The sequence below is a fragment of the Candidatus Pelagisphaera phototrophica genome, assembly GCF_014529625.1.
Classification (GTDB): domain Bacteria; phylum Verrucomicrobiota; class Verrucomicrobiia; order Opitutales; family Opitutaceae; genus Pelagisphaera; species Pelagisphaera phototrophica.
Genome location: NZ_CP076039.1, coordinates 2,969,625 through 2,991,527, shown reverse-complemented (window position 1 = coordinate 2,991,527; position 21,903 = coordinate 2,969,625). Strand labels below are relative to the sequence as shown.

The following is a 21,903-nucleotide window of genomic DNA, read 5'->3' as shown; positions in this document are numbered from 1 at the left end:
GATCTCTGGCTCACATTGGATAACTCGACCAAGCGAGCCTTATATTCTTCATTCTTGATTTAATCTCGCTATAATCGTGTTTTTCCAAGCAGCTGGGTGAATCCTATCCGTCAAACCAAGTTGCTCCCACCTCGCATAAATACCATTTGCTAGGCCGTCGAGGGTTCTCTGCATGGCGGCTTCTTCAAGAAAACCTTGCTCATACTGATAAAACTGTCCTTGCATCCGCCACTGTATTGCCAAATTCCATGCTACTACTCTACCCTTCTCGTCAGCCGTGAGAGAGTCAACCCCTTCAGAATCAAACCTGTGAAGAATGGCGGCCAAATCCTCTGATAGTGCAAGCTCCCTTTGAGCTTCTTGAATTTCTGATACCCTTACTTGATAAGCAGTAGCTCGAGCTAATTTCTGTGATTGGTTCAGCTCGATGACCAACGCGATCAAGCCGCCCAATACACCTAACATGCCAAGTAGCTGTAACCACGTGTCAAAACTCACCTTTACTTTCATCATTGGTATTATTCTGCCTTCCTTTACTCATTCGTCTCGCAAAAGGGAAACTATTTTTCAAAAAGGGAAGAGAACCCTTGAAGGATTTAGAATGGGGGATAACTTAAGGTGGTGTTGCGTCTCCTATTCCTTGCTCTCCCCCTTTGTATTCAGTTTTCAGTAGCGGGAAGGAGTCCAGAGCAAGTTGCCGAGTGGCTTGAGGAAAGCTCTTGGTCAACGGCTGCACAGTACAGCCTCGGTAGTGCTTACATGTTAGGTGATGGCGTCCCTGAAGATAAACCTGAGGGATTTAAATGGTTTAAAAAAGCAGCAGAGGAAGGAAGTGCCGAGAATTATTGGAGACTTGGTATCTGTTATGATGAGGGACAGGGCGTAGCCAAGAATCCTGAGGAAGCTTTTAAGTGCTTTGAGAAAGCTGCAAACAAAGGCCACCTATCAAGCCAAGTGCGGATAGGCCTAAGCTATATTGAGGGCAAGGGCGTAGAGCAAGATGGCCAAAAGGGGTATGCGTGGCTTTTTGTCGCTGCTGCCAATGGTTGGGAAGGTGGTGAGAACTTGGAAAAATCTTTAGAGGAGTACTTAGAAGGTAAGGAAATTAAGGAGGCACAGGAACTAGCCCAACAGATGATGAAGGCCAATGCCGATCTGGCTGGAGATAATTCCATTCCGCCGACAGAAGACGACCAGCCGCCATCAGAAGAGAGAGTAGCCTTAGTCAGAGAAGGTGCTGAGAGAGGCCACGTTGATTCAATGTTTTTGATGGGGGTTTTATACCGAGATGGCTGGGGAGTTGATAAAGACAGTGAGCAAGCTGCTCTTTGGTTCAACCTAGCCGCTAGGCAGGGAGATGGCAGCTCTGCTTTTTGTCTATCACTGATGTACCTGTACGGCGGGGGGATAGAACAGGATAGAGTTGTTGCAAATGTCTGGGCCACCGTCGCCTTTGCTAAACGCATTGAAGGTGCGGGGGAGATTTTAACTATGCTAAACGAGGAACTGACCGAGGAAGAGATCGATCAGTCGATACAGATACTCACTAAGATTAACAAGGATCACCCAGAGATGTTGGGAGGGTAGTAGCCGAGGCTAGACAAGCTGAGAGAATGGATGGGACAATTGGCGGACGATTAGCTCAAAGGTTTTGAAGCCAGTCTAGTAAAAGGCTCTAGCCAGAGGATCCTTGTCTTTAGACCATTCTCTAAAAGCCAACGTGAATGGGTGCCAACTGAAGCTTGGTTGATTCTTTAATTCATCCACATCTTCCCAAAAGTCGACGTGGGGAACGCGTAGCCCACCGAGCCACTGCCAAAACTCCTCCGAATTGGCGGCTTTGCGTAACTGACCGTTGTAGGGAGTTTCATCCATCAGGCCCATATTCCACTGAAAGCGGATATTTCCAAGATTCATGATATTCGCTCTTTCATACAAAAAAATTTTCTGCCACTCCTCCCCGCTTAATGAGTCAAAATTATGGTCACGGTAGACTCGGCCGAGAAGTTCTGAGAATTCATGATTGCGAGCATTGGCGAGTGAAGCTTGGTGCAAATTCAGGTTTCTCTGTTGTCTTGCTTGAGACATGGCTATGTCAGAATTCTGTCTTAGCTCAAAGATAAGGAAAACAAGGCCAGCTAAAACGGCGACGTTACTAAGTACTGTAGTGAGAATTTGGACTGTGTTGGATTTCATAATGCCTCCAGCATTAATGGAGGCACCCTCAAAGCACAAACTTATTGGGAAGAAGCGGTGCTTTATTCAAACACAGTTGGAGACCCTATTACTGAATAAATCTCGGCACTCCTAATCCCCGCATAGGACTTTCATTTGACTTAGCCCATTCTTTGAAGATGGTTGAAGATTGAGAAGGTACGTATTCCGGTGTATCCATGAAAGCATCGACAGCAGCGGAAAAATCCGGATTTACTGATACTATCTTCAGCCACTTCCAAATTGGCATTTTGCCTGCGGCCATTGCCATACTAAATCGGTATACGCTCTCGTCAATTAGTCCTTCTTGGTACTGAAAAAAGACGTCTTCAATCCTCGTCATTCTGGCTAATTCCAAGTTATAAACTTGGTGCCATTCGTCCGGAGAGATTGAATCAAATTCGGCGTTCCGCAATCCGCGACCTATCAATCTTGAGAATGCTTGATTTTGAGCGTAAGAAGAATACTCAGCAATCCCACTCAAGGATCTCTCTTGCCTAATCTGAGAAAGAGCGATGGCAGAATTTTGTTTAATTTCAAAGATAAGGAAGACCAGTCCTACAAGGACCCCGACGTTGGCAGTTGCTGTGCTTAATGTGATGAAGGTGTTTGTTTTCATAATACGGCATTAATTAAGGGTAAGCCGCATTGAGAGGAAGAGCTAAGTGGCTCCGATACGCCTACTTTTTTTGCAAGGAACCCTGATAGCACGATCAGGATGCATTTTGCTTCAGATGGCGCGATACATGCATGAGGGAAATACAATGAAACTTTACGCGAATCTGCTCAAAATCAGTCTCCTGTTGTCACTTCTCCCTGCTTCGGCATCGGCAGCTTTGATTTTTAACATCGATACATTCACCAATGATGAATTAACCATCGGTATTCCTGAAGGGCTTGCTACCCTAGATGCAACAGCTAATCCTCCAACGGGCATCCAAGCCAGTTTCCTTTGGCTAATGGATGCTAGTGACGAAAACTGGGACTACATAGTTGGCACAGTCGACACCGTTGAGTTTAGCGGAGCAATTGGTGGACAATCCCCCACTAATGTGACTTATCAAGACAACTACGGAGGCATGGGTGACGGTTTATTAATTCAGTTCAGCGAAGCGCTGTCAGCTGGAGATACGGTTACTTCTGCAATCTCAATTACATGGTCAGGAACCGATGTATTTGTTCCATCGGAAATTTCATCGTTGATATTAACGTGGGGATTTGACAGAGATGAGGGAGGTTATCCTTTTGGCGATCCTCAGGGTACGACATCTACATCAGGCGTCCCTGGCACAGGCTCAACAGCCGTCCCCGACACAGGCTCCACAGCAGCCCTTCTAGGAGCTGGGGTAGCGGCTCTAGCCTTTGCTAGACGCGAGCTGGGGTAAGAAAATCTTCATAAGTCCTTTGGGGGACAATTTTTTCTGGGGGCTGTTGATAAACCCTAGTACTGAGCTAGGGTCTTTTTCCCATCAACCCATTGCGTAAATTTGGTTGAAAAACGGCTGTGCTGAAAGTCGTCGCTGGACTTTAGAGTCTCTAGGTCCTCTACAAAAGAAGGTTGGGGAAATGGAGAAATTCCGAGAAAGGCCCAAAGGCTCTCGCTATTAGCAGCATATCTTAGAGAATTTTTATAAGCGAGATTATCCATGAAGCCTTGTTCGTACTGGAACCAGACGTCGGTGATACGAGCTTTAATTCCTTTTTCGTATTGAATAATCTGATACCATTCAATTTCTGTTATTTCATCAAAAGCACAAGCAACAGTAAGTTTTCCGAGCAAACCAGAAAACTTTTCATTTCTAGCGTTGGCCAAGCTATGATCGGTCATATTTAAGTTTCTTTCTTGTCTTATCTCAGACAGAGCAATTGCTGAGTTTTGCCTCAACTCAAAGATAAGGAATACAAGGCCAGCTAATACGGCGACGTTACTAAGTACTGTAGTGAGAATTTGGACTGTGTTGGATTTCATAATGCCTCCCCGATTAATGGAGACATCTGCCTAGCACAAACTTTTTGGGCATAAACCGTGGCTTTATTTCAACACTACCGAAGACCTATATCTCGTACGGGCTTTTGTTATTTTTAGACCACTCAATAAATTTAGTTCGGATTGGGCTTCCTTGAAAGCCCTCTTCTTTCGATCTATTAGCTACATCTTTCGTGAATTTACCTGGGAGAGGGATTTTCAACCATTCCCACAAGGGAAGTCGATTCGCAGCACTATTGATGGCTAATAGGTAGACTTCTTCGTCGATTAAGCCCTTGCTATACTGAAACCAGATATCTCGCTGACGTGTTCTTACAATAATCTCGTGACGAGCTATTTGGTCCCATTCATCCTTTGTTACAGAGTCGAAATCAAAGTGCGTATAAATGCGGGCCATTAATTTAGAAATCTCTTGGTTGGTTACATAAGCAATGTTTTGATCAACTAACATGGCCGCTCTCTCCTGAGTCATTTGAGACAAAGCAATGGCTGAGTTCTGTCTTAGTTCAAAAATAAGGAAGACTAGTCCGACAAGGACTCCGATATTGGCAGTTGCTGTACTTAATGTGATGAAGGTGTTTGTTTTCATAATGCGGCACTAGATAAGCAAAAGCTGCATCAAGAGGAAGAGCGAAATGGCTCCAATACCCCTACCCTTTTTTGCAAGGAACCCTGATAGCACGATCAGGGTGACAGTAGGTGGAAAATTTGTTACTTTAGTGTCTTCATGAATTTATCCGAAAGCGTAAAGACTAATTCAGACGAAGCAAAAACGACAGATTCACGTGCTTCCAGAATGGCGAGGTATTCAGCCGCGGCGGCGGGAGTCGCTGCAGTTAGCAGCACCGAAGTAGATGCTGCATTAGTAACGGTGGATCTGGGGTCACCGGTTGGCCCGGATACGCCGATTGATATCTCCTCAGCTGGGCATGGAGAATTAAGTTTTTTCTTGATATTTCACGAAAATTTTATGGGTACTGGTTTAATAGCTGCAGGGAGTAACGCTAATAACGGATCTTCGGCGGCCGTAAGTAATTGGGTTGGCCCTAACCAACAAATAGGTCCATCGCACCAGGTTTGGTCTGATGGAGGATTCATAGGTCCTGCCTTGAGCAATGAAACCGCCTACGTGGGTTTCCGAGTGCCGGAATTTTCTTCATCCAGCTTTACCTACGGCTATCTGCAGTTTGATTTTGACTCTTCTCAGAATGCGACTGTGCAGCATTGGGGGTATGAGTCGGTCGTCAATACAGCGGTAACGACGCCGGGCGGATCATCATCAGTTCCAGACACTGGTCCAGGCTTGTTTGGCATAGCCCTTCTAGGGGCGGGAGCCGCTGGGATGCGCTTGTTGAGAAAGCTAAGGGTAGGGATATAACCCAAGGCCAACGCGATCATCGGCGAGTAGAAGAGGGGCTGTGGATAACAGCAGCCCTCTAGATTGGGAGCTGGCTGAGTTTTTCGCGGACGTGATAGACTGCTAGGAATTTCTTCGCTGTGTACGGGTCGTTCAACGGACTGGAGCTCGAAACAAGGCGTGGATTGGTTTCCTTGGTCAAGACGGTAGGGTATTGGGCCATCAATTGCCGGCTGTAATCGATGAAAGAAGAGGTATCCGTTTTGGATAACTGGGAGCGAGTTAGGATTTGAAACAAGCCAACGGATCGAGCGGCATTTCGCTTACTTAGCTCGTACCCGATACGACCCATCGTCATGCGCGAATTTATCTCAACAATTGTCTTAAGTCGGAGCGTACCCATTGGGGAACGATAAACGAACGCATCTATTCCGAGGGGACCGATGTATCCAGAATTGCGCATTTCCGAGAAAAGGCGGGAGATGACCAGCGTTTCGTAGAAGTGGTACACCCTTGGTTTTCCTTCTTTTGGCTCCATGAGAAAACGCGTTATCTCCGGAGCTACCCCCTGGCAGAAACTAGAAGTGACCACACCTTTGAATTGGCCACGGTGGTTGTTTAGCAAACGTGTAAATGCAATGGTCCTCGCTTTGTCGGTCTCCACTTCAAGCTGAACTGAAAAGTCAAATACCCGATCAAGCCATGGCTCAACGATTACGTAGCCTTGATCTTTCCAGCGCTTGCAAAGCCATGCGAGTGTGCTTGCTCCCAGAATTTCATTGGCAAAAATGCAGCGATTCCCGTTCGCGGCTGTTCCGAATGGAGCTTTGCAAACCACGTTTTCATATCCCAGGGCCTTTAATGTGCCGCGAACCGTATTCAGGGTTTCTAGATCGGCCACGGGCTCTCCATAGACTTCAGTTGGAGCGATCCATTCGTCCTCTTCAGTCTCTCGCGCAATTTGCTTGCCCCATTGGGCACTCCATTTCTTGGAGAACAAATCGCGAATAGAAGCGTTCCATAAAGTACCCAATTGAATAGGACGTGTGAGGGATACAAATGTATTGCGGAAAAAGGCAAGGCTGTCGGGGGTCCAACTCCATGGTCGAAGCTGGCCGATTTTTCGAGGAATGGTCGGGGCGGCTTTTTTATCTCCATGGATTAAAATCTCCGGTAGGGTAAAGCCCGAATTTTGAATATTACGCAGATGCTCTTTTTCTGGAGGTGTGGACATTAGGAGAATGTCGTCCTGGCGAGAATAGAAAAGAGGTAGGATTTCCAAATCATCTTGTAGTTGAGTTCGCTCCATTGAAAGTTCGTTGGCGGGGTCTTCGGCAGCGTAGCGCTCCGCATCTGGATTAAACCAAAGTACGGATGGGGTCCTTCCTCTCGATTGGTGAAAAACTTGCAGGTCGCTGATGAATGCATCGTCGAGACCCGCTTGAATTCTGCCGTCAATGTTGTAACAACTGCCTTTGGCCCTAGAGGGGGATAGCGGAAAGACAAGTCGCTTTCGAAAGACCTCCCAGTCGGTCCTCCCGGAATCTTTCCAGCGTCGAAACCATTTCAATCCAAAACCGACATGTTGAATCTCGTCGCGGTAAATTCGATCGAGAAGACCGGCGGTCACATCGTCTCCCACGGATTCGAAAGTTTTTTTGTACTCAAAGGAGTAGTCCAGATTGGCTTGTTCGAAAGTAAGCGAAAGTCGGGTCACGTAATCCAAAGGATCCTCCATGGAAGACACACTTTTCCAAAAGTAGTCGCTTAGCGGAAGTTCGCCAAATTCCACCCCACACTGCTTCATGCGATGAATGTAGAGCTGCGTGTGGATTTGCTCTTCTTTTAATGTTTCGAGGACGCCGAGTCGGAAGCTGGAAGGAGCCTCGGGAAACTTGAGTAAAACCAAAGCCATGAGCTCGGTTGCAAGTAACTCGTGATTGCCGAAAAAGTGGAGAAGGCGGCCTCGTTCCCTTTCATCTACGAGTTTGGCGTTACTGGGGTGGCTCGGTTTAACGCCATCTTCGTGGAGCCTCAAATGGTGAGGCCGGGACAACTTACGCGGAGTCTTGATCGGACTGCCAGGTAGAGTATCTATGATTTCGCTACGCGGAAAACTCAGTTTTTCTTCCAACGTCTCGCCGAACAGGACCTGTTTCGCAAAATCCTGAAGTTGAATGGGCATATGGAAGAGTTTCGAAAAGCGAGTATTTACATACCTTCTGCGAATGGACGGAGGAGTACTCCGATTCCGCTACCGAGACCCGCTCCGATTACGGAGGAGACGACGGCGAACGTCGTTACTGCTCCATCAATTGCTCCGTAGATCGAGTCTTTCAGATAGTCTTGTGAGTGGTTAGATTCAATCCGTTTTCGTATTGCTTCCGGCGTGTGTTCCGCTTCGTAGTCCGCGTGATGACCCATGTGTATGATTCCATCAATTAGGATTCGATTGTCAACCTTGCCAAATGATGAAGTCTTTCTCTCTAGGCAGCTCCCCGTGTTGCGTAGAATAGACTGGCCGTGGGCTTTCCCTGAGTCTTTGGTCGCTATGTAAACGAGGGCACTGGAGCTTCGACTATGCCTTTTCAAAATCGAAAGATGTCGGCTGAGGCGCATATTCTGGATGATTGGACCCCCTCTAAGTTCGGTCTAGCTGATAAGGAGTAGTCGAGGTGGTTGACCGATTTGGGTTGTGGGTGCACGATGGATACAGGGCAGTGTGGGACTGTTGGGGCAGTCCGTCGCGATTCGCCAGAGGTTGCCCAGACCAAAAGAGTAGGGGGTGGCGAGTGAAACTGGAAGGTAGTGCAAGTCAAAGTGGTTTTCTTTCAGGTACTCGGTGAACCCTTCGTTGTCCTCGTTACCGTATTGCTTGAGAAGTTCGGACCGAGTTTCCGGAATGTCTATTCTGCGAATCGCGTCGGAATTGAGCAGCCCCTCGGAAGGGGCAAGATTATAGCTGCACAGATAGGTGTCTGCGTTGATGTTAGCAGTGTCGACGTGGAAGGAATAAACATCGGTCGCCACTGGACCTGAATTCGAATCGCGAGGATAGAATGGGATGCAGTCGAGGATAGGTTCCAATCCGAGTTTACGAAGGAGTCGCAGGTCTTGTACGAGGAGATCCCGGGCAGCCTGCCCGTCTTTGCTGAGATCCAAACTGTAAAGATCAGCTTCTTTAAGGGAGAGGATTTCATTGTATCCGCTTAATTGAATCGCGATTTCATCAAAATCGCCAGAAAGAGTCCGTTTCCAGCACAAGGCGTTTGTCGATTTATCAAACGGGGTGTTTATGAGTTCATAGAGCGTATTCACGATTTTGGTGCAGGGGAACTCGGTATGGGGCGAGTGAGTGTCCAGACTTATTGGGAGATCCATTTCTGATTTCGATTAAACACAAGGCATTCTAGGAGCACCGCAAAGATCACATCTAGGCTAAAAAGGCAAATTTGTAAGATTAGCCAACCTTGACGCAGTCGGATTGATCAGTATTCCGTTGTTCACACTCTTAACTTACAAAATTATGCCAAATTCAACCCTATCAGAGCTGGCCCTAGATTTAAGTACCGCATTTCCGGCAAGTCCTCGAGAGACTTTGGCAGGGTATGTGATCGCTAAACGGACGCTCGATAAGTGTCGGGCCGTCCTAGCAGGAACGAATGGGGAGTATCATTTCGACTGTCCGTTAGACAATTTCTTTCTCGATTTCACGGAGTTGAGTGCCGAGGATTTCAGGAATAAGGTGGGAACGGGCGCAGATGATGGGGAAATGGCGAGTTGGATTGAAGCGAGCGCCAAGCCTTGTGGGAAAAGAGAGATTATAGCCTGGAACAATGTAATGCGCTCCAAGCACCTGTGCGACATGCCGATCGAGCTGCAAGAGTTTCTTGAAGGATACATCCCACAGTACATTCCATCGGGAAAAATCGTCCGTGTCTGGTTCGATGTCTACGATATCGAAGAAGGTCGGATTTAGCAAAAGTATCCACGGAAAGAACCGCTGGTGGAGCTCCAAAGGGGGGTAGGGCGATTCTGGCGGCCCCGGAGTTAGGTTCAGCAACAAAAGGGGCCTTCGGAGGCTTCCACCCTGTGATATGCAGACAAAGGGGTCGATCTGATGAGGAATGAACTTGCTCCTTTTAGTCATTAGGACACCTTTGGAATTTTTCTGGTCCGATCACAAAAATGCAGAAATTCGACACGTTTCTTGTTTGTTTAGACTTGTCGGATAAAGATCGGCAAGTGCTCTCTCATGCATCGGTTCTGGTTCAGTCTCTCCAGTGTTCGAAGTTGGTGTTCTTTCATTCGCTCTACCAGGACAGTGAGAAGAGTGACGCTGGAAGGTCGTCTGATGAAGCGCTTTCTTGCTTGAGTAATCGAGTTGCCGACTGGTTTAAAGGGAGAGCGTCATTACAAACAGAATACTATATTTGCGATGGACCACCTATGGACGAGATCCTAGGGTACGTGGCCTTCTCTGATGTCGATCTTTTATTGTGTGGCAAGTCTACCAGTAAACAAAACCACGCTTTGCTTCCTTACAAGATTGCTCGTCGAGCCCCTTGTTCGGTTTTGCTGCTCCCCTATGAATGTCAACTGAACCTCGATCGGGTTTTAGTGGCTGCAGATCATTCTGAACCCTCGCGTGAAGCCCTCCTTGTTGCCTCTCAAATAATGGCTCGAAGCGATGATTCGAAAATCATCTTGGTAGAGGCCATTGATATGCCATATGGCTCTCAAATGTCGATCGGAGCTAGTCGATTCGTCGATCTCCGTGAAAACGCGACGGAACAGGTCCAAAAATTTGCCCAGGATTCAGGAGTTGATGAGTCGAAAGTTAATGTTGTAATCGCTTCGAATCTCAAAGCGTCAACCGCGATTCTGGATGTGGCCCGCAAGCGAAACGCTAGTATGATTGTCATGGGAAGCAAAGGCAAGGGTGCGGTTGTCGCGACAATGCTGGGGAGCACTGTCGAGAATGTCGCAAGAGGGGCGAAGTATCCGCTCTTGATTGTGAAACCTGTCAAGGATAGTTAAAACGCTAGCTGTTTCGCTCAGTCTTTGGATCTTCCCGTTGGCTAAAGGGGCCAGAAAATGGGGAGGGCGATCATGGATATTATGAATACAACGAGGGCGAGGGGAGCCCCTACTTTAATGTAGTCGACGAACCTGTACCCACCCGGTCCCATGACGAGTATATTGGCAGGGTGGGAGATGGGGCTAGTGAAACTGGCGGAAGCAGCCAAAGCGACGGCCATCATCCCTGATTGCGGAGAGATACCGAGGTCGGCACAAGACTTTAGAACGATGGGGGACATGAGTACGACCAAGGCAGACGTAGGAATGATTGTGGTCGCTATGGCGGTAACGACGTAGAGGCTCCCAATGACTATCCAAGGACTATGATCTCCCACGGTAGACATAATCCCTGTTGCGAGAAGTTCAGCGGCCCCCGTTTTCTCAATGGCAGTTCCCAGTGGAAGCATGCCGGCTATCAGAAAGACCGACTTCCACTCAATTGCCCGATAGGCTTCTTCCATTTTTAGGCATCCACAGAGAACCATCAAAGCGGCGCCTGTGACCGCAGTGATCGCGATGGAGTACCAGCCGAAGAAAACGGGGATTAGCACCGCAATCATGATGCAAGTCGCCAGAATGGACTGGCTCGTTTGGAAAGTCTTATTGTCGACCTGAGATAGGAAAATGAAATCCGGATCCTTTTCCAGTAAGCTCAGTTTCTCTTTAGGTCCCATGAGGAGGAAACTGTCACCAAATTGCAGCTGCTTGTTTCCGAGGTGAGCCCTGTAGGAGCTATCGGCTTTTTGGATACCGAGAATTTGCAGACCGTACTTTTCACTGAATTGTATGTCCGCCAAAGAGTGACCGACGATTTTCGATTTAGGAGATAGCGTGGCCTCGGCCAGACCCACTTCTTCGGACTCGGGGATTCCTGTCTCTCCCTTGTCGGGAAATTGGATCTCGAGTTCCTGCAAGCTGCGGATTAACTGGAGGTCGTCTCGGCGTCCATGAAGGGTAAGTCGGTCACCGGCCTGAAGAATCTCCTCTGCTCCAGGAAGCAGTATCTCTTCCTTTTGTCTCTGAATTTTAATTACATGAAGATCAAAGCCAAGACGGAGCTGACTATCCTTGATGGCCTTGCCCACTAACCAGGAGTCGGCCGGAATTGATATTTCAAAAAGTCGCTCCGTTATGCTCGTGTAGCGATTGATCTCCTCCTTCGTAGCAAGCTTGAAATGGGAAAAGTTCGGATCGTCCTTTAGCTGTTCGATATTGGAAGACTTGCATTGAACCAGCACTTTATCGCCTGCGTGCAGTACTTCTTGTGCTAGTTTCCGGTGTTTAAATTCTCCCTGGTGTCGAATCAGAATGATGCTGGCATCAAATCGGTTGCGGAAATTGGTTCCTTGGACTGAGTTGCCTACGAGAAAAGAATCAGGAGCAATCGTGAGCTCGGTGACCGAGACTTCTGGAGAAAGCAATGTGGAGGCGCTGGGAGAAGCGTCATCCGGGACGAGCTTTTGCCAGCCTTGCAGCTCGGCTAATCGTTCTGCTTGTCCTTGGGTCAAGAGGCGATCTCCGCTTTGAAGTCGGGAATGAGGGTCGGGCGTGAAAATGGTTTCACCATTCCGTTGGAGAGCGATTACTCGAAAACCGAGCGCTTTTCCGAGTTGACTCTCGATTAGGCTCTTGCCGGACAATACGGAATTGGGGCCAACTTTTAAAAAGAAGGTGCGTTCGCCAAGTTCGTATTGGCTAAACAAGGACTCAACTCCTTGTTGATCTTTAGAGGAACGGGACTTGCCATAGTCAGGCAAAATGAAGCGGGAAGAGAAGGCGACGAAGGCGATTCCCCCGATCATTACCGCGGCGCCGATCGGAGTGAAGTCGAATAAGCCGAAGGGTTCGAGATTGTTCTGACGGAGGGCGTCGCTGATGAGGAGGTTGGGTGGGGTGCCAATTAGAGTGGTTAGCCCTCCTAGAAGTGACCCATAAGCTAGCGGTATGAGCAGCTTGGATGGGCTGGTGTCGGTTTCCCGCGCTACCTTCAAAACCACCGGAAGCATTAGAGCCGCGACTCCAATGTTGTTCATCACCGCTGAAAGTGAGCCCGAGGTGAGCATGATGACAAATATCATGCGAGATTCGGTCTTTCCGGTGAAACGCAAGACATAGCGTCCTATGATGTTAGCCACTCCGGTATTGGCCAACCCCTCGCTGAGTATGAACATCGCCCAAACCGTGATAACAGCTGGGTTGCTAAACCCGGATACGGCTTCGGAGGTGTCGAGTACCCCCGTTAATGCTAATGCGACCAACACGAGAAGCGCAGTCACATCCATTCTAACTTTCTCGGTTACGAAGAGAACGAGCGAGATGACGAGGATTGAAAGGACGATGGCGATATCAGCGGTCATGGGGGAGGGCGACGGTACCGAGGATTGAATGGGAAAATTGAGATCTAGGCAAAGTGGAAATACGCAATGGGGCAAGTCTGCGATTGCGGCATCGGACGTTTTGTTTTCTGGATCGGGAATGAGAGGAGGATTTGTGGGAAATAAGAGGGTCCCAGATATTTGGCCGTGGGTTTTGCTTGGGCTGATATTCTATAAATTACGTTTTTGGGCTGCCATTACTCGACTTATTCGAATTTGGGCGATAAGTGTCAGCCATCATGGAATTTGTAATTGTCATCGTAAAGTCACCCTTTGCGTGGGGATTGGCTATTGGATTGGGTTTCTTCGTCTATACCCTCTTTCGTTTAGGCGTCTCTAATCGAGAGCTCAGCCGGTATAAGCGAATGCTGAGCGACAAAATGGAAGTGGAGGCAGAGCTCATGCAGCGGTTGAAAGCGGAGAGGCAGAAACTAGAGAAAGAAAACGAGAACTTGCGGGTCGAGGTTTCTATCTTGTCGGAAAAGCCCGACGCGAAAATCGAGAATGAGCTAGAGATCCTGTTGAGGGCGGAAAAAAGCATGGTCATGAATGCGCCGGGCTTCCCAGCGGCATGGGAAACCGCAAAAGCAAACGCGGCTGACCAAATCGCGAATGAGCTCGCGGGTAAGAGTATGCCTAGGCGAATCTTTAAAAAGCTTTTTAGTCGGGGTACTTCAAGCGGTGGACAGGAATCGCTCGAATCGACGCGGCAGGGTGAATCATAGTTGAAGGGCCTGGTTTGTTCTGTGCTACCCTCATTCGTTGGACATCCCCAATTAAACTTTTAGATGTATGTTCCTCGTATTTGACACAGAGACGACCGGATTGCCGACACGATATGACGCTCGAATCAGCGACGTCGATAACTGGCCCCGTGTTATTCAGCTCGCGTGGGCGTTTTATGGTTCGAACCGAAAGCTGATTGAGAGTAGAGTGGATCTAATCAAACCGGATGGTTGGGTGATTCCGACGGAAAGATTCTGGATCGAGAATGGATTCAGTCAAAGCCAGTCAGAGTCCGATGGGATTCCTATTAAGGATGTCCTATCGGGCTTTTTGGATAAAGTAGAACAGACACAATATTTGGTCGCCCACAATATGAGTTATGACCACCCGGTGCTTGGAGCGGAGTGCGTTCGGGCCAAAATTCAGTCGAGGCACAAGCCCGAGCGAATTTGCACAAAGGATATTTCGACAGACTTTTGCCAAATGCCGGGAAAGTATGGATACAAATGGCCCACTCTATCCGAATTGCATCTGAAGCTGTTTGACGTGGATTTTGAAGGAGCTCATGACGCCTTACTGGATGTGAAAGCCTGTGCCAAATGTCTATTCGAGCTCGAGCGTAAGAAAGTAGTCCAACTAGGAGGGGGAAGGTATTCTAAGTCTTCGGATTGACTATCCACTGGGCAAAAGAGCCCTTTTGGGCGAATCGTATATAACCTACGGTTGCTGCCCAGAAAACGCGGTTCGAACTTGCTCGAACGCTTTCAGGCTATGGCCGCGGAAGGATTCTATGGGTACAATGTGTAGCCACTTTTGAAAGCCGCCTGAATGGGTTAGTTCGGTAGTATTATCGCTTAGCCTGCCATTGACCTTCAAGGCGATCTGAATCCCTTCGGAACGACTAGGACTTTCTGTGAAAAGGAACCCAAGGCCTGATTGGCTTCGTTGCTTGTTTCCACCGACCAATGTATCCACCCATTTGGGAATGGAGAAGCGACTTGCTTCGAAACCTCGATGGTAGATTCCCGAGTAGACTTCGGTTTGGGTGACGGTTTTGTTGGCACTTGTGGCGTCGAATGTTATAGCGGCAGCAGGAAAAGTGGTTACTTTAGGCGGCAGGTAATCTGTTTCGGGCTTGAGCGTACTGGCAAAACTCGCAAAAAGGATAGGGACGATTAGAGCGACGATGAGGGTAGTTTGAACGATGGCGGGTCCTCGGCTGAGCCAGGAGGTGCCGCGATGTCCCTTGCTCTCTCTCCGATGCCACTAATAAATCCTAGAAGAGCGAATACCGTTGCCTCGAGCTGCCATCCCATAAGCGCTCCTAACCGATTGAGCCCGCGAGTGAAGCCGTCCCCGCTAGGCTCCAGTAAGAAAACAAGTGAAAAGGAGCAAACGAAACAGACGAGCTAAAGAAAAAAGAACACTTTGATTAGCCGGTCTTGACGCCTCATGAAAAACTAGGCTTATAGCTTTCTATCAAATCATCGAGGTCAATTTTGGCAACGGCTGTGTTAGCGGGTTACCTCAATTTCATTCTGGCGTTCGCGTGGAGCAAAGTATTATGTTGATCCACGTTTCAGTCAGTCCTTTGGTCGTTATGTAATCGTCGCTTTGATAAACATGAATTCAATTATCAAGTATCCGACCCTCGCTCAGGTGATTTGCTGCCTTATGTTAGTCGGGCAGCTAACTATGCGGGCTGATATCGATCGGCCAAACGTGCTCTTCATCGCTATCGACGATTTGAATGATTGGATCGGGGTCCTTGGTGGGCATCCACAGGCGAAAACGCCAAATATTGATCGTCTAGCGGAGCGAAGTGTTCTATTCGCTAACGCTCACTGTGCGGCTCCTGCGTGCAATCCCTCTCGGGCCGCTTTAATGACGGGAATTGCTCCGAGCCAGTCGGGCGTGTACCACAACCCGCAGCCTTGGAGACCCGCTATGCCGGATGTGATTACGATTCCGCAGCATTTCTCGGCCAATGGTTACTGGTCGGCGGGTTCAGGTAAAATTTATCACGGCCGATATCCGGATCCAGACTCTTGGGACCGTTACTACCCGCATCAGTTGGAAAACAAGTTCGCGGACCCGGTTCCGCCTGAACGAAACGTTAATGGACTGGGGAAAGGCAATTTCGACTGGAGTCCCGTTATCGAGCCCACGACCGAAATGGGGGACTACAAGACTGCCAAATGGATTGCGAAACAGTTTGGCAAGGAACATGAAAAACCCTTTTTTCTGGCCTGCGGAATATTTAGGCCCCATCTGCCGTGGTATGTCCCACAGAAATACTTCGAACAGTTTCCTTTGGATTTAATTCAAATCCCAAAGGTGTCGGAAAATGATTTAGACGATCTTCCTGCGGTAGCGATCAAAGTCGCGACCAGTGGAGGGGATCACTCTGCTGTGGTCAAGGGAGATCAGTGGAAACAAGCCGTTCAAGGCTACCTAGCGTCCATCGCGTTTGCCGATGAACAGGTAGGTCGGGTTATCAACGCGCTTGATGCAAGTCCCCACAAGAAGGATACGGTTATTGTCTTGTGGACGGATCATGGTTGGCATCTAGGGGAAAAGGAACACTGGCGAAAGTTTGCCCTTTGGCATCGGTCCACAAGAACGCCTTTGATGATCTCGGTACCCGAAGGGATTCCAGCAATGCCTGATGGATCTGTGAAAGGACGCCAAAGCATGCAGCCGGCGAGTCTTTTGGATATTTATCCTACTCTGATCGAACTTTGTGGACTGCCTCCGAAAACCGAGCTTTCGGGAACGAGTTTGGTCCCACTGCTTCGCAACCCGGAATTGAAGACCGATCGGGCGATTGTCACAACGAATGGCCGCAATAACCACGCGATCCGTGACACTCGCTGGCGGTATATTCGCTATTCAGATGGCAGTGAAGAGCTCTACGATCATAACGCGGACCCAAACGAGTGGACCAATTTGGCTGGTATTCCTGAATATGCGTATGCGATAGCACGTATGTCGAAATGGTTGCCGCAGACGAATGTGCCGGATGCCAAAAAAGACCAAAATTTATAGCAACTTAAGCGCTCAATCGAGGAACCGAGCTGGAGTCTCAGCCCTCAAAGAGTTGGCGATGGCGTTTATGGTTGCGGATTAGAGAGGAGTTTGTGAAGGATCAAGTCTATGATTTCGCGTGTATTATTCGGTCTTTTCGGTTACTTGGTGTTTCTATCTTTTGTACATGCTGCGGATTGGCCGCAGTGGAGAGGTGAGAATCGCGATGGCGTTTGGAGTGAAACGGGAGTCGTCTCGAAGTTTGAATCAGATCAGTTGACTCCTGTCTGGACCACTCCCGTTGGAGCAGGGTATTCGGGTCCGACGGTTAGTGGGGACCGTGTTTTCCTCACCAGCTATTTGAAAGAGCCTAAGCAGGTCGAGCAGGTGCATTGTGTCGACCGGTTGACGGGTAAGGAAATTTGGAAATATGTCTATGACTGCGAGTATCAGGATATCGGTTATCCTCTGGGACCGAGAACGGCAGTGGCCATTTCTGATGGCAAGGCCTATTCGTATGGCGCGATGGGGCATGCTCATTGTTTCGATGTGGAAAGCGGTAAAGTGATTTGGAAGCGAGATTTGCATAGTGAATACGGGGCGAACATGCCGGTGTGGGGTATTGCGGCATCACCGCTGGTTGACGACAAGCGAGTTTACTTAATGGTTGGCGGCCAGCCGGATGCATGCATCATTGCATTTGACAAGAATACCGGAGAAGAGGCGTGGAAATCCCTCGATGGTTTGGCTTCCTATTCGGCTCCAAAATTCATCGAGCAAGCGGGAAGTCATTTGGTGCTCGTGTGGACTGGGGACTGGTTTGCAGCTTTGGATCCTGAAACGGGAAAACCGGCTTGGAAGCATGAATTTGATCGAGCAAAGGGTCCGATAAATGTGGCGGATCCTGTGGTTGATGTGCAGACAGGGCGGATTTTTCTCAGCTCCTTCTATGACGGCTCCTATCTTTATGTTCTGGATGACAACGAGTTGGAATCGAATCTTTTGTGGAGCAGACGAGGCAGAAGCGAGATTCACACGGACGCACTACACAGCATCATAATGACCTCTGTAATTCGAGGCAACTACGTTTATGGAACCGATAGCCATGGGGAGTTGAGGTGTTTGGACCTATCTAATGGGGATCGCGTTTGGAGTGATCAGACATTGTTGAAGAAAGGGCGTTGGGCTACGGCTTTTTTTGTGCAAAATGGCGAACATACATGGATTTTAACCGAGCGTGGCGATCTAGTGATTGCCCGACTCACTCCGGAAGGTTTCGACCGAATATCGACGGCCAAGCTTATCGAGCCGACGACTTTTCTTCCCCGCCGAAGCGAGGAAATCGTCTGGTCGCAACCCGCCTTTGCCCACAAACATGTTTTTGCCCGAAATGACCGGGAGCTGATCTGTGTGGATTTATCATCGGCTCCCTGATTGACAGCGTGGTTCGTTATTCAGGAAATCCAAAGAATTCAATCGTAAATGGGGCTCGATCCCGTATTAGCTTTTCCTAATTTATGGAAGAAACCGAGTACATTTGGCACAATGGAAAATTGACCCCTTGGAAAGAGGCGAACGTTCATGTTATGTCGCACGCGCTGCATTATGCGTCATCTGTGTTTGAAGGTATTCGTGTCTATGATACGAAAAGTGGCCCGGCGTTTTTGTGCCTTGGGAGACATTTGAGACGGTTGTTCGATTCCGCCCGTATTTATCGGATGGAGATGCCTCTCAGTCAAGCCGAGCTGGAGGTGGTTTGCCATAAATTAATTTCAGCCAATAAGCTCCGATCTGCCTACGTGCGCCCGATTGCCTATCGCGGCTATGGAGCGATCACCGTTTATGGTTCATTGGATCCCGCGGAAGTATCGGTAGCGGCTTTCCCATGGGAGGCCTACCTGGGTGAGGAAGCGAGTGAGAAAGGGGTTGATGTCGGCGTCTCTAGCTGGACTCGTATCGCCCCGAATACACTGCCCACCATGGCCAAGGCGGGTGGGAATTACCTTTCGTCGCAGCTGATTTCCATGGAGGCCCAACGCCATGGCTATGCAGAAGGGATTGGTCTAGACACCCACGGCAACCTTAGCGAAGGGGCAGGCGAAAACTTGTTTATTGTCCGAAACGGGCTGTTGCACACACCGCCCTTGACGGCTTCGATTTTGCCTGGAATCACACGAGATATCACCATGAATATAGCCGAGCGACTTGGCCTAGAGGTTCGAGAGGAAGCACTCCCGCGAGAATCGCTTTATGTGGCGGACGAAGTTTTTATGACGGGTACGGCGACCGAAATCGCTCCCATTCGCTCCGTAGATGGCATTCAAGTGAGATCTGGAAAACGTGGACCGATAACGGAGAAACTGCAGGAAGCGTTCTTCGGCTTGTTTGATGGCTCAACCGAGGACACTCATGGTTGGCTGGAGCTGGTGAGGGGCGAGTAAACAACAGTTGGCCGAGCAGGGGTGAAGGAGTAACTGCAAGTCCTGATAGGGTTAGGTAGTTCATTACCATGACTACGGCATAAATTCCCTCTGGGTTTGGTAATCCGAAGCTGTTTTTTGAGTAGAGAGGAACGCCTTGCGTTGATCGACTTTGTCAAAATGCTTATTTCTTCCGGTTTTAAACATCGAATCAATGGTAGCGGGCGATCTCCGAGCACCCATTTAAGCTAGAACAGGCATCCTGCCTGTTTATTGCTAATAGAAACATGCTTCCATCCTCCACGCCATCGGGTCTTGATCACATGAACCAAGAGTTCAAGACCGGTGGCCGTCTAGAGCTCCCCACGATCAAGATGGGACATGTATAGACAAGCTCATTGCCGGGTAGCCAGAGATTCAATTGAGTCGCTCGAGAGGATAGGCGACCACTTCGATTCGCTTCGAAAAAAGGATTGAAGGGTGTTGGATTCCGACTTCAAAATCCGCGAGCATTGAATTTTTTTCGATGTCGAGCGAAGCTTTTTGAAGGGGCCAGAGACGATGTTGAACTTCCGTACGATAGAGTGCACCGTACTTGCTTTGACAATACAGACAATAACGTTCCGTTGCCCACTTTTCGAAGGAACTGGGTTCTCGTATGCATCCCTGAAAGGGTTTGTACCGGGCACGGAAAACGTCATTCTCTACCTCTTGTTCGTAGTGGATTTCTCCATTGAGATCCGCGATTGAGACCTGACCGTGCCGATAGGGCAAATGGAAAAAGGTTCGAGCTGCCCAAGCCGGAAAGCGTCGTGGGACATCCAGGCTAAAGAACCAGACGCCGGGCTTCCCCTGGTATGTAACGTAGGTCCGAACATTGATTTCGGGAAAGTCGCTAAGGAAAGAGACTTTAGGGCAATTCCGAAACGTGACGCCTTTCATGTCGAACGGTACGATAGCGATATAGGCTTTTCCATTATGAAGATCGATTTCGAGCTCATCCGGGATGCGAGCTCTCAAATCGCTGACATCTATTTCCCAGTGGACAAATAGCAAATTTAGCCACGTCTGAGTGAGCAGCCATTTCTTGTTAGGCAGAGGCCAGGGTCGATGCTCGATTTGGGAAAAGGCGGGATGGTTGAAAGTAATGGCCATAGTATCTTAACGTTCGCCTTGTCTTGTTAGCTCCTTGCAGAGGGCTTTGCCTACCATGCGGCCAGAAGCCATGGCTCCTTGGATAGAACTCGAATAGCGATAGTCGCCGCAAATCCAGTGGCCCGCCGGTGTTCTAAGCTCAGCTTCTCCATACGCGTTGTCTCTGGGTAGTTGCCGAGGCAATGCGTGAGGAATCGAGTAATCGGCAAGAAAGCGAAAATTCTGAGATACGTTTCCAAACCAAGAATACAGCTCAGGAGCGAGTTCATCTTTGGAAACCGGTTTTGAGGTGGAAACGCAAATGAGGGATTCGCTATCCAATGCGTAGCCTCGATTGACGTCAGTAGGAACGGCGATGTTTGTTATGTATCCCTTTCCGGAGCCGTTGAGTGCAATAAATGGCTCTGGTAATGGGCTATTCGGGGCAGCGTAGTAGTGGCAATAGGTTCCGTTCCAATCGCGGTCCAGCGATTCAATTTTGGCGAGTGTATTAGCTGAGCTCATATCCGTAGCGAGAACGATGTGCTGAGCGGTAAAACGTGAACCCTCCTCTGTAGTGATATTGTTGGGAGCTAATTTCACGACTCGTTGTTTGGTAAGAACAGTGTTTGGGTCGAGCCTTTTACTCAATTGCAGGGGGATGGCAGAAATACCGTCGTGAGGCAGTGCAGCATACCCCTGACCAAACATTTTGAATACGAATTCGAACATTTTACTGCCGGTAGACAGGTCGTTCTCCAGGAATATCCCGCTATAAAAGGGCCTAAAAAAGGATTCGATGAAGGCCGCAGAGAATCCTATCTCCTTCAATTTCTCCAGGGTTGATTTTTCTTCACCCTCGTAGATCGAGTGCACTGCTTTCCTTCGCAGTTTTTCTCGGAGTCCTCCTACCCGTAATTTATCTTGGAATGAGCCGACTGGACTAAAGGCGGCGGTTAGAAGCTGCCTAGGGCGGCGCCACGGGTCGATCAGTTTTTCCATTCGCGATCCCGTCCACACAAGCGCCCCCGGTTCGAATGCCCCGAGCTTAAGGGAGTCGTAGTCGAGAACCGAACTACATTCATCGTAGGCTGTGAGGAGAACCTGAAAGCCACGATCCAGTCGAAAGCCGTCGCGCAAATCTGTTTTCATGCGTCCACCTACTCGCTCGCTCGAGTCCAAAATGATTGTTTGAATTCCCTTGCTTTGAAGCTCGATGGCGCAACGAAGCCCCGCGATTCCTGCTCCGACAACGATAACATCCGTATCAAACTCTATGCTCATTTATTGCACGGTTGAGGATGCATATATCAACTCGATTCGTAAAGGGAAGTGGTTAGATCAATCTATTCGGACAAGGATTGGATCGGCATTATTGGGCCCTAGTCGATTTGTGAACCAGCTCTATGCAAAGATTATTAATGACGTACGGCATTCGAACATAGAGCTAATTTCTTATGAATCGATTGATGCGACCCCTTTTTTCGACTGGAATATGCGATTTCTAGATTTAAGAAAATTGCCGCCAAGTGTTCATGCCTTCTACTTATGAAGTACCGAGACGATGACGATGTCATCACG

23 protein-coding genes are annotated in these 21,903 nt (G+C 48.7%); 11 read left to right on the top strand and 12 right to left on the bottom strand.

Features of this window, described 5'->3' with window-relative positions:
- Positions 1-48: 48 nt before the first annotated feature.
- The gene (locus GA004_RS12900) at positions 49-513 is read right to left on the bottom strand and encodes a hypothetical protein (protein ID WP_283394283.1); all 465 of its coding nucleotides are present in this window, start codon (positions 511-513) and stop codon (positions 49-51) included.
- A 108-nt stretch (positions 514-621) separates the two neighbouring features.
- Here GA004_RS12900 and GA004_RS12895 point away from each other — a divergent pair, with 108 nt between their 5' ends.
- Entirely contained in the window at positions 622-1,587 is a 966-nt protein-coding gene (locus GA004_RS12895; RefSeq protein ID WP_283394282.1) for a tetratricopeptide repeat protein, read from the top strand.
- Between the two features lie 75 nt (positions 1,588-1,662).
- Here GA004_RS12895 and GA004_RS12890 read toward each other — a convergent pair whose 3' ends face one another.
- Positions 1,663-2,196 carry a hypothetical protein gene (locus tag GA004_RS12890; RefSeq protein WP_283394281.1) on the bottom strand — a complete coding sequence of 178 codons (534 nt, stop codon included), beginning with the start codon at positions 2,194-2,196 and terminating at the stop codon, positions 1,663-1,665.
- An 88-nt stretch (positions 2,197-2,284) separates the two neighbouring features.
- Positions 2,285-2,833 carry a hypothetical protein gene (locus GA004_RS12885; protein WP_283394280.1) on the bottom strand — a complete coding sequence of 183 codons (549 nt, stop codon included), beginning with the start codon at positions 2,831-2,833 and terminating at the stop codon, positions 2,285-2,287.
- 145 nt (positions 2,834-2,978) lie between these two features.
- Here GA004_RS12885 and GA004_RS12880 point away from each other — a divergent pair, with 145 nt between their 5' ends.
- Positions 2,979-3,599: a VPDSG-CTERM sorting domain-containing protein gene (locus GA004_RS12880; RefSeq protein WP_283394279.1), complete on the top strand. Its 621-nt coding sequence runs from the start codon at positions 2,979-2,981 to the stop codon at positions 3,597-3,599.
- A gap of 56 nt (positions 3,600-3,655) precedes the next feature.
- On the opposite strand, the gene GA004_RS12875 is transcribed toward GA004_RS12880, so the two are convergent.
- Entirely contained in the window at positions 3,656-4,183 is a 528-nt protein-coding gene (locus GA004_RS12875; RefSeq protein ID WP_283394278.1) for a hypothetical protein, read from the bottom strand.
- 85 nt (positions 4,184-4,268) lie between these two features.
- The gene (locus GA004_RS12870; protein WP_283394277.1) at positions 4,269-4,790 is read right to left on the bottom strand and encodes a hypothetical protein; all 522 of its coding nucleotides are present in this window, start codon (positions 4,788-4,790) and stop codon (positions 4,269-4,271) included.
- Between the two features lie 138 nt (positions 4,791-4,928).
- On the opposite strand from GA004_RS12870, the gene GA004_RS12865 reads away from it, so the two are divergent.
- On the top strand, positions 4,929-5,579 hold the full coding sequence (locus GA004_RS12865; RefSeq protein ID WP_283394276.1) for a hypothetical protein: 651 nt from the start codon (positions 4,929-4,931) through the stop codon (positions 5,577-5,579).
- Positions 5,580-5,637: 58 nt separating this feature from the next.
- Here GA004_RS12865 and GA004_RS12860 read toward each other — a convergent pair whose 3' ends face one another.
- Genes GA004_RS12860 through GA004_RS12850 form a run of 3 tightly spaced genes read right to left on the bottom strand, consistent with a single transcriptional unit; the run spans position 5,638 to position 8,939 of the window.
- Positions 5,638-7,743: a DUF455 family protein gene (locus GA004_RS12860; protein WP_283394275.1), complete on the bottom strand. Its 2,106-nt coding sequence runs from the start codon at positions 7,741-7,743 to the stop codon at positions 5,638-5,640.
- A 26-nt stretch (positions 7,744-7,769) separates the two neighbouring features.
- The gene (locus GA004_RS12855; RefSeq protein WP_283394274.1) at positions 7,770-8,177 is read right to left on the bottom strand and encodes a hypothetical protein; all 408 of its coding nucleotides are present in this window, start codon (positions 8,175-8,177) and stop codon (positions 7,770-7,772) included.
- Positions 8,178-8,210: 33 nt separating this feature from the next.
- A complete protein-coding gene (locus GA004_RS12850; protein ID WP_283394273.1) occupies positions 8,211-8,939 on the bottom strand; it encodes a hypothetical protein in 729 nt (242 codons plus the stop codon).
- A gap of 145 nt (positions 8,940-9,084) precedes the next feature.
- Here GA004_RS12850 and GA004_RS12845 point away from each other — a divergent pair, with 145 nt between their 5' ends.
- Together GA004_RS12845 and GA004_RS12840 are read left to right on the top strand one after the other, a co-directional pair.
- Complete coding sequence (locus tag GA004_RS12845; protein ID WP_283394272.1) at positions 9,085-9,537, top strand: DUF5069 domain-containing protein; 453 nt, start codon at positions 9,085-9,087, stop codon at positions 9,535-9,537.
- Between the two features lie 209 nt (positions 9,538-9,746).
- The gene (locus GA004_RS12840) at positions 9,747-10,598 is read left to right on the top strand and encodes a universal stress protein (protein WP_283394271.1); all 852 of its coding nucleotides are present in this window, start codon (positions 9,747-9,749) and stop codon (positions 10,596-10,598) included.
- A gap of 41 nt (positions 10,599-10,639) precedes the next feature.
- On the opposite strand, the gene GA004_RS12835 is transcribed toward GA004_RS12840, so the two are convergent.
- A complete protein-coding gene (locus tag GA004_RS12835; RefSeq protein ID WP_283394270.1) occupies positions 10,640-13,072 on the bottom strand; it encodes an SLC13 family permease in 2,433 nt (810 codons plus the stop codon).
- A gap of 182 nt (positions 13,073-13,254) precedes the next feature.
- Between GA004_RS12835 and GA004_RS12830 the strand changes: the two genes are divergently transcribed.
- Positions 13,255-13,740 carry a hypothetical protein gene (locus GA004_RS12830; protein ID WP_283394269.1) on the top strand — a complete coding sequence of 162 codons (486 nt, stop codon included), beginning with the start codon at positions 13,255-13,257 and terminating at the stop codon, positions 13,738-13,740.
- A gap of 67 nt (positions 13,741-13,807) precedes the next feature.
- On the top strand, positions 13,808-14,413 hold the full coding sequence (locus tag GA004_RS12825) for a 3'-5' exonuclease (protein ID WP_283394268.1): 606 nt from the start codon (positions 13,808-13,810) through the stop codon (positions 14,411-14,413).
- A gap of 45 nt (positions 14,414-14,458) precedes the next feature.
- On the opposite strand, the gene GA004_RS12820 is transcribed toward GA004_RS12825, so the two are convergent.
- On the bottom strand, positions 14,459-14,716 hold the full coding sequence (locus GA004_RS12820; protein WP_283394267.1) for a hypothetical protein: 258 nt from the start codon (positions 14,714-14,716) through the stop codon (positions 14,459-14,461).
- A 648-nt stretch (positions 14,717-15,364) separates the two neighbouring features.
- Between GA004_RS12820 and GA004_RS12815 the strand changes: the two genes are divergently transcribed.
- The 3 genes from GA004_RS12815 to GA004_RS12805 all read left to right on the top strand — a co-directional run bounded on the left by GA004_RS12815 (position 15,365) and on the right by GA004_RS12805 (position 19,209).
- On the top strand, positions 15,365-16,789 hold the full coding sequence (locus tag GA004_RS12815) for a sulfatase (RefSeq protein ID WP_283394266.1): 1,425 nt from the start codon (positions 15,365-15,367) through the stop codon (positions 16,787-16,789).
- Positions 16,790-16,897: 108 nt separating this feature from the next.
- Positions 16,898-18,202, top strand: a complete 1,305-nt coding sequence (locus tag GA004_RS12810) for a PQQ-binding-like beta-propeller repeat protein (protein WP_283394265.1) — start codon at positions 16,898-16,900, stop codon at positions 18,200-18,202.
- A gap of 83 nt (positions 18,203-18,285) precedes the next feature.
- Entirely contained in the window at positions 18,286-19,209 is a 924-nt protein-coding gene (locus GA004_RS12805) for a branched-chain amino acid transaminase (RefSeq protein ID WP_283394264.1), read from the top strand.
- Positions 19,210-19,605: 396 nt separating this feature from the next.
- Here GA004_RS12805 and GA004_RS12800 read toward each other — a convergent pair whose 3' ends face one another.
- Positions 19,606-20,343: a YqjF family protein gene (locus GA004_RS12800; protein ID WP_283394263.1), complete on the bottom strand. Its 738-nt coding sequence runs from the start codon at positions 20,341-20,343 to the stop codon at positions 19,606-19,608.
- Between the two features lie 6 nt (positions 20,344-20,349).
- Positions 20,350-21,606 carry an FAD-dependent oxidoreductase gene (locus GA004_RS12795; RefSeq protein ID WP_283394262.1) on the bottom strand — a complete coding sequence of 419 codons (1,257 nt, stop codon included), beginning with the start codon at positions 21,604-21,606 and terminating at the stop codon, positions 20,350-20,352.
- Between GA004_RS12795 and GA004_RS18250 the strand changes: the two genes are divergently transcribed.
- The gene (locus GA004_RS18250) at positions 21,539-21,874 is read left to right on the top strand and encodes a BLUF domain-containing protein (protein ID WP_425492870.1); all 336 of its coding nucleotides are present in this window, start codon (positions 21,539-21,541) and stop codon (positions 21,872-21,874) included. The two genes, GA004_RS12795 and GA004_RS18250, sit on opposite strands and share 68 nt — an antisense overlap.
- Positions 21,875-21,903: the final 29 nt, after the last annotated feature.

Bases quoted from the DNA above. Each gene is read 5' to 3' on its own strand.
- GA004_RS12825 (WP_283394268.1), top strand. From the start codon at position 13,808: ATGTTCCTCGTATTTGACACAGAGACGACCGGATTGCCGACACGATAT.
- GA004_RS12845 (WP_283394272.1), top strand. From the start codon at position 9,085: ATGCCAAATTCAACCCTATCAGAGCTGGCCCTAGATTTAAGTACCGCA.
- GA004_RS12885 (WP_283394280.1), bottom strand. From the start codon at position 2,833: ATGAAAACAAACACCTTCATCACATTAAGCACAGCAACTGCCAACGTC.
- GA004_RS12810 (WP_283394265.1), top strand. From the start codon at position 16,898: ATGATTTCGCGTGTATTATTCGGTCTTTTCGGTTACTTGGTGTTTCTA.
- GA004_RS12840 (WP_283394271.1), top strand. From the start codon at position 9,747: ATGCAGAAATTCGACACGTTTCTTGTTTGTTTAGACTTGTCGGATAAA.
- GA004_RS12900 (WP_283394283.1), bottom strand. From the start codon at position 513: ATGATGAAAGTAAAGGTGAGTTTTGACACGTGGTTACAGCTACTTGGC.
- GA004_RS12870 (WP_283394277.1), bottom strand. From the start codon at position 4,790: ATGAAAACAAACACCTTCATCACATTAAGTACAGCAACTGCCAATATC.
- GA004_RS12850 (WP_283394273.1), bottom strand. From the start codon at position 8,939: ATGGATCTCCCAATAAGTCTGGACACTCACTCGCCCCATACCGAGTTC.
- GA004_RS12880 (WP_283394279.1), top strand. From the start codon at position 2,979: ATGAAACTTTACGCGAATCTGCTCAAAATCAGTCTCCTGTTGTCACTT.
- GA004_RS12865 (WP_283394276.1), top strand. From the start codon at position 4,929: ATGAATTTATCCGAAAGCGTAAAGACTAATTCAGACGAAGCAAAAACG.
- GA004_RS12830 (WP_283394269.1), top strand. From the start codon at position 13,255: ATGGAATTTGTAATTGTCATCGTAAAGTCACCCTTTGCGTGGGGATTG.
- GA004_RS12795 (WP_283394262.1), bottom strand. From the start codon at position 21,606: ATGAGCATAGAGTTTGATACGGATGTTATCGTTGTCGGAGCAGGAATC.
- GA004_RS18250 (WP_425492870.1), top strand. From the start codon at position 21,539: ATGGCGCAACGAAGCCCCGCGATTCCTGCTCCGACAACGATAACATCC.
- GA004_RS12890 (WP_283394281.1), bottom strand. From the start codon at position 2,196: ATGAAATCCAACACAGTCCAAATTCTCACTACAGTACTTAGTAACGTC.
- GA004_RS12875 (WP_283394278.1), bottom strand. From the start codon at position 4,183: ATGAAATCCAACACAGTCCAAATTCTCACTACAGTACTTAGTAACGTC.
- GA004_RS12860 (WP_283394275.1), bottom strand. From the start codon at position 7,743: ATGCCCATTCAACTTCAGGATTTTGCGAAACAGGTCCTGTTCGGCGAG.
- GA004_RS12800 (WP_283394263.1), bottom strand. From the start codon at position 20,343: ATGGCCATTACTTTCAACCATCCCGCCTTTTCCCAAATCGAGCATCGA.
- GA004_RS12855 (WP_283394274.1), bottom strand. From the start codon at position 8,177: ATGCGCCTCAGCCGACATCTTTCGATTTTGAAAAGGCATAGTCGAAGC.
- GA004_RS12805 (WP_283394264.1), top strand. From the start codon at position 18,286: ATGGAAGAAACCGAGTACATTTGGCACAATGGAAAATTGACCCCTTGG.
- GA004_RS12815 (WP_283394266.1), top strand. From the start codon at position 15,365: ATGAATTCAATTATCAAGTATCCGACCCTCGCTCAGGTGATTTGCTGC.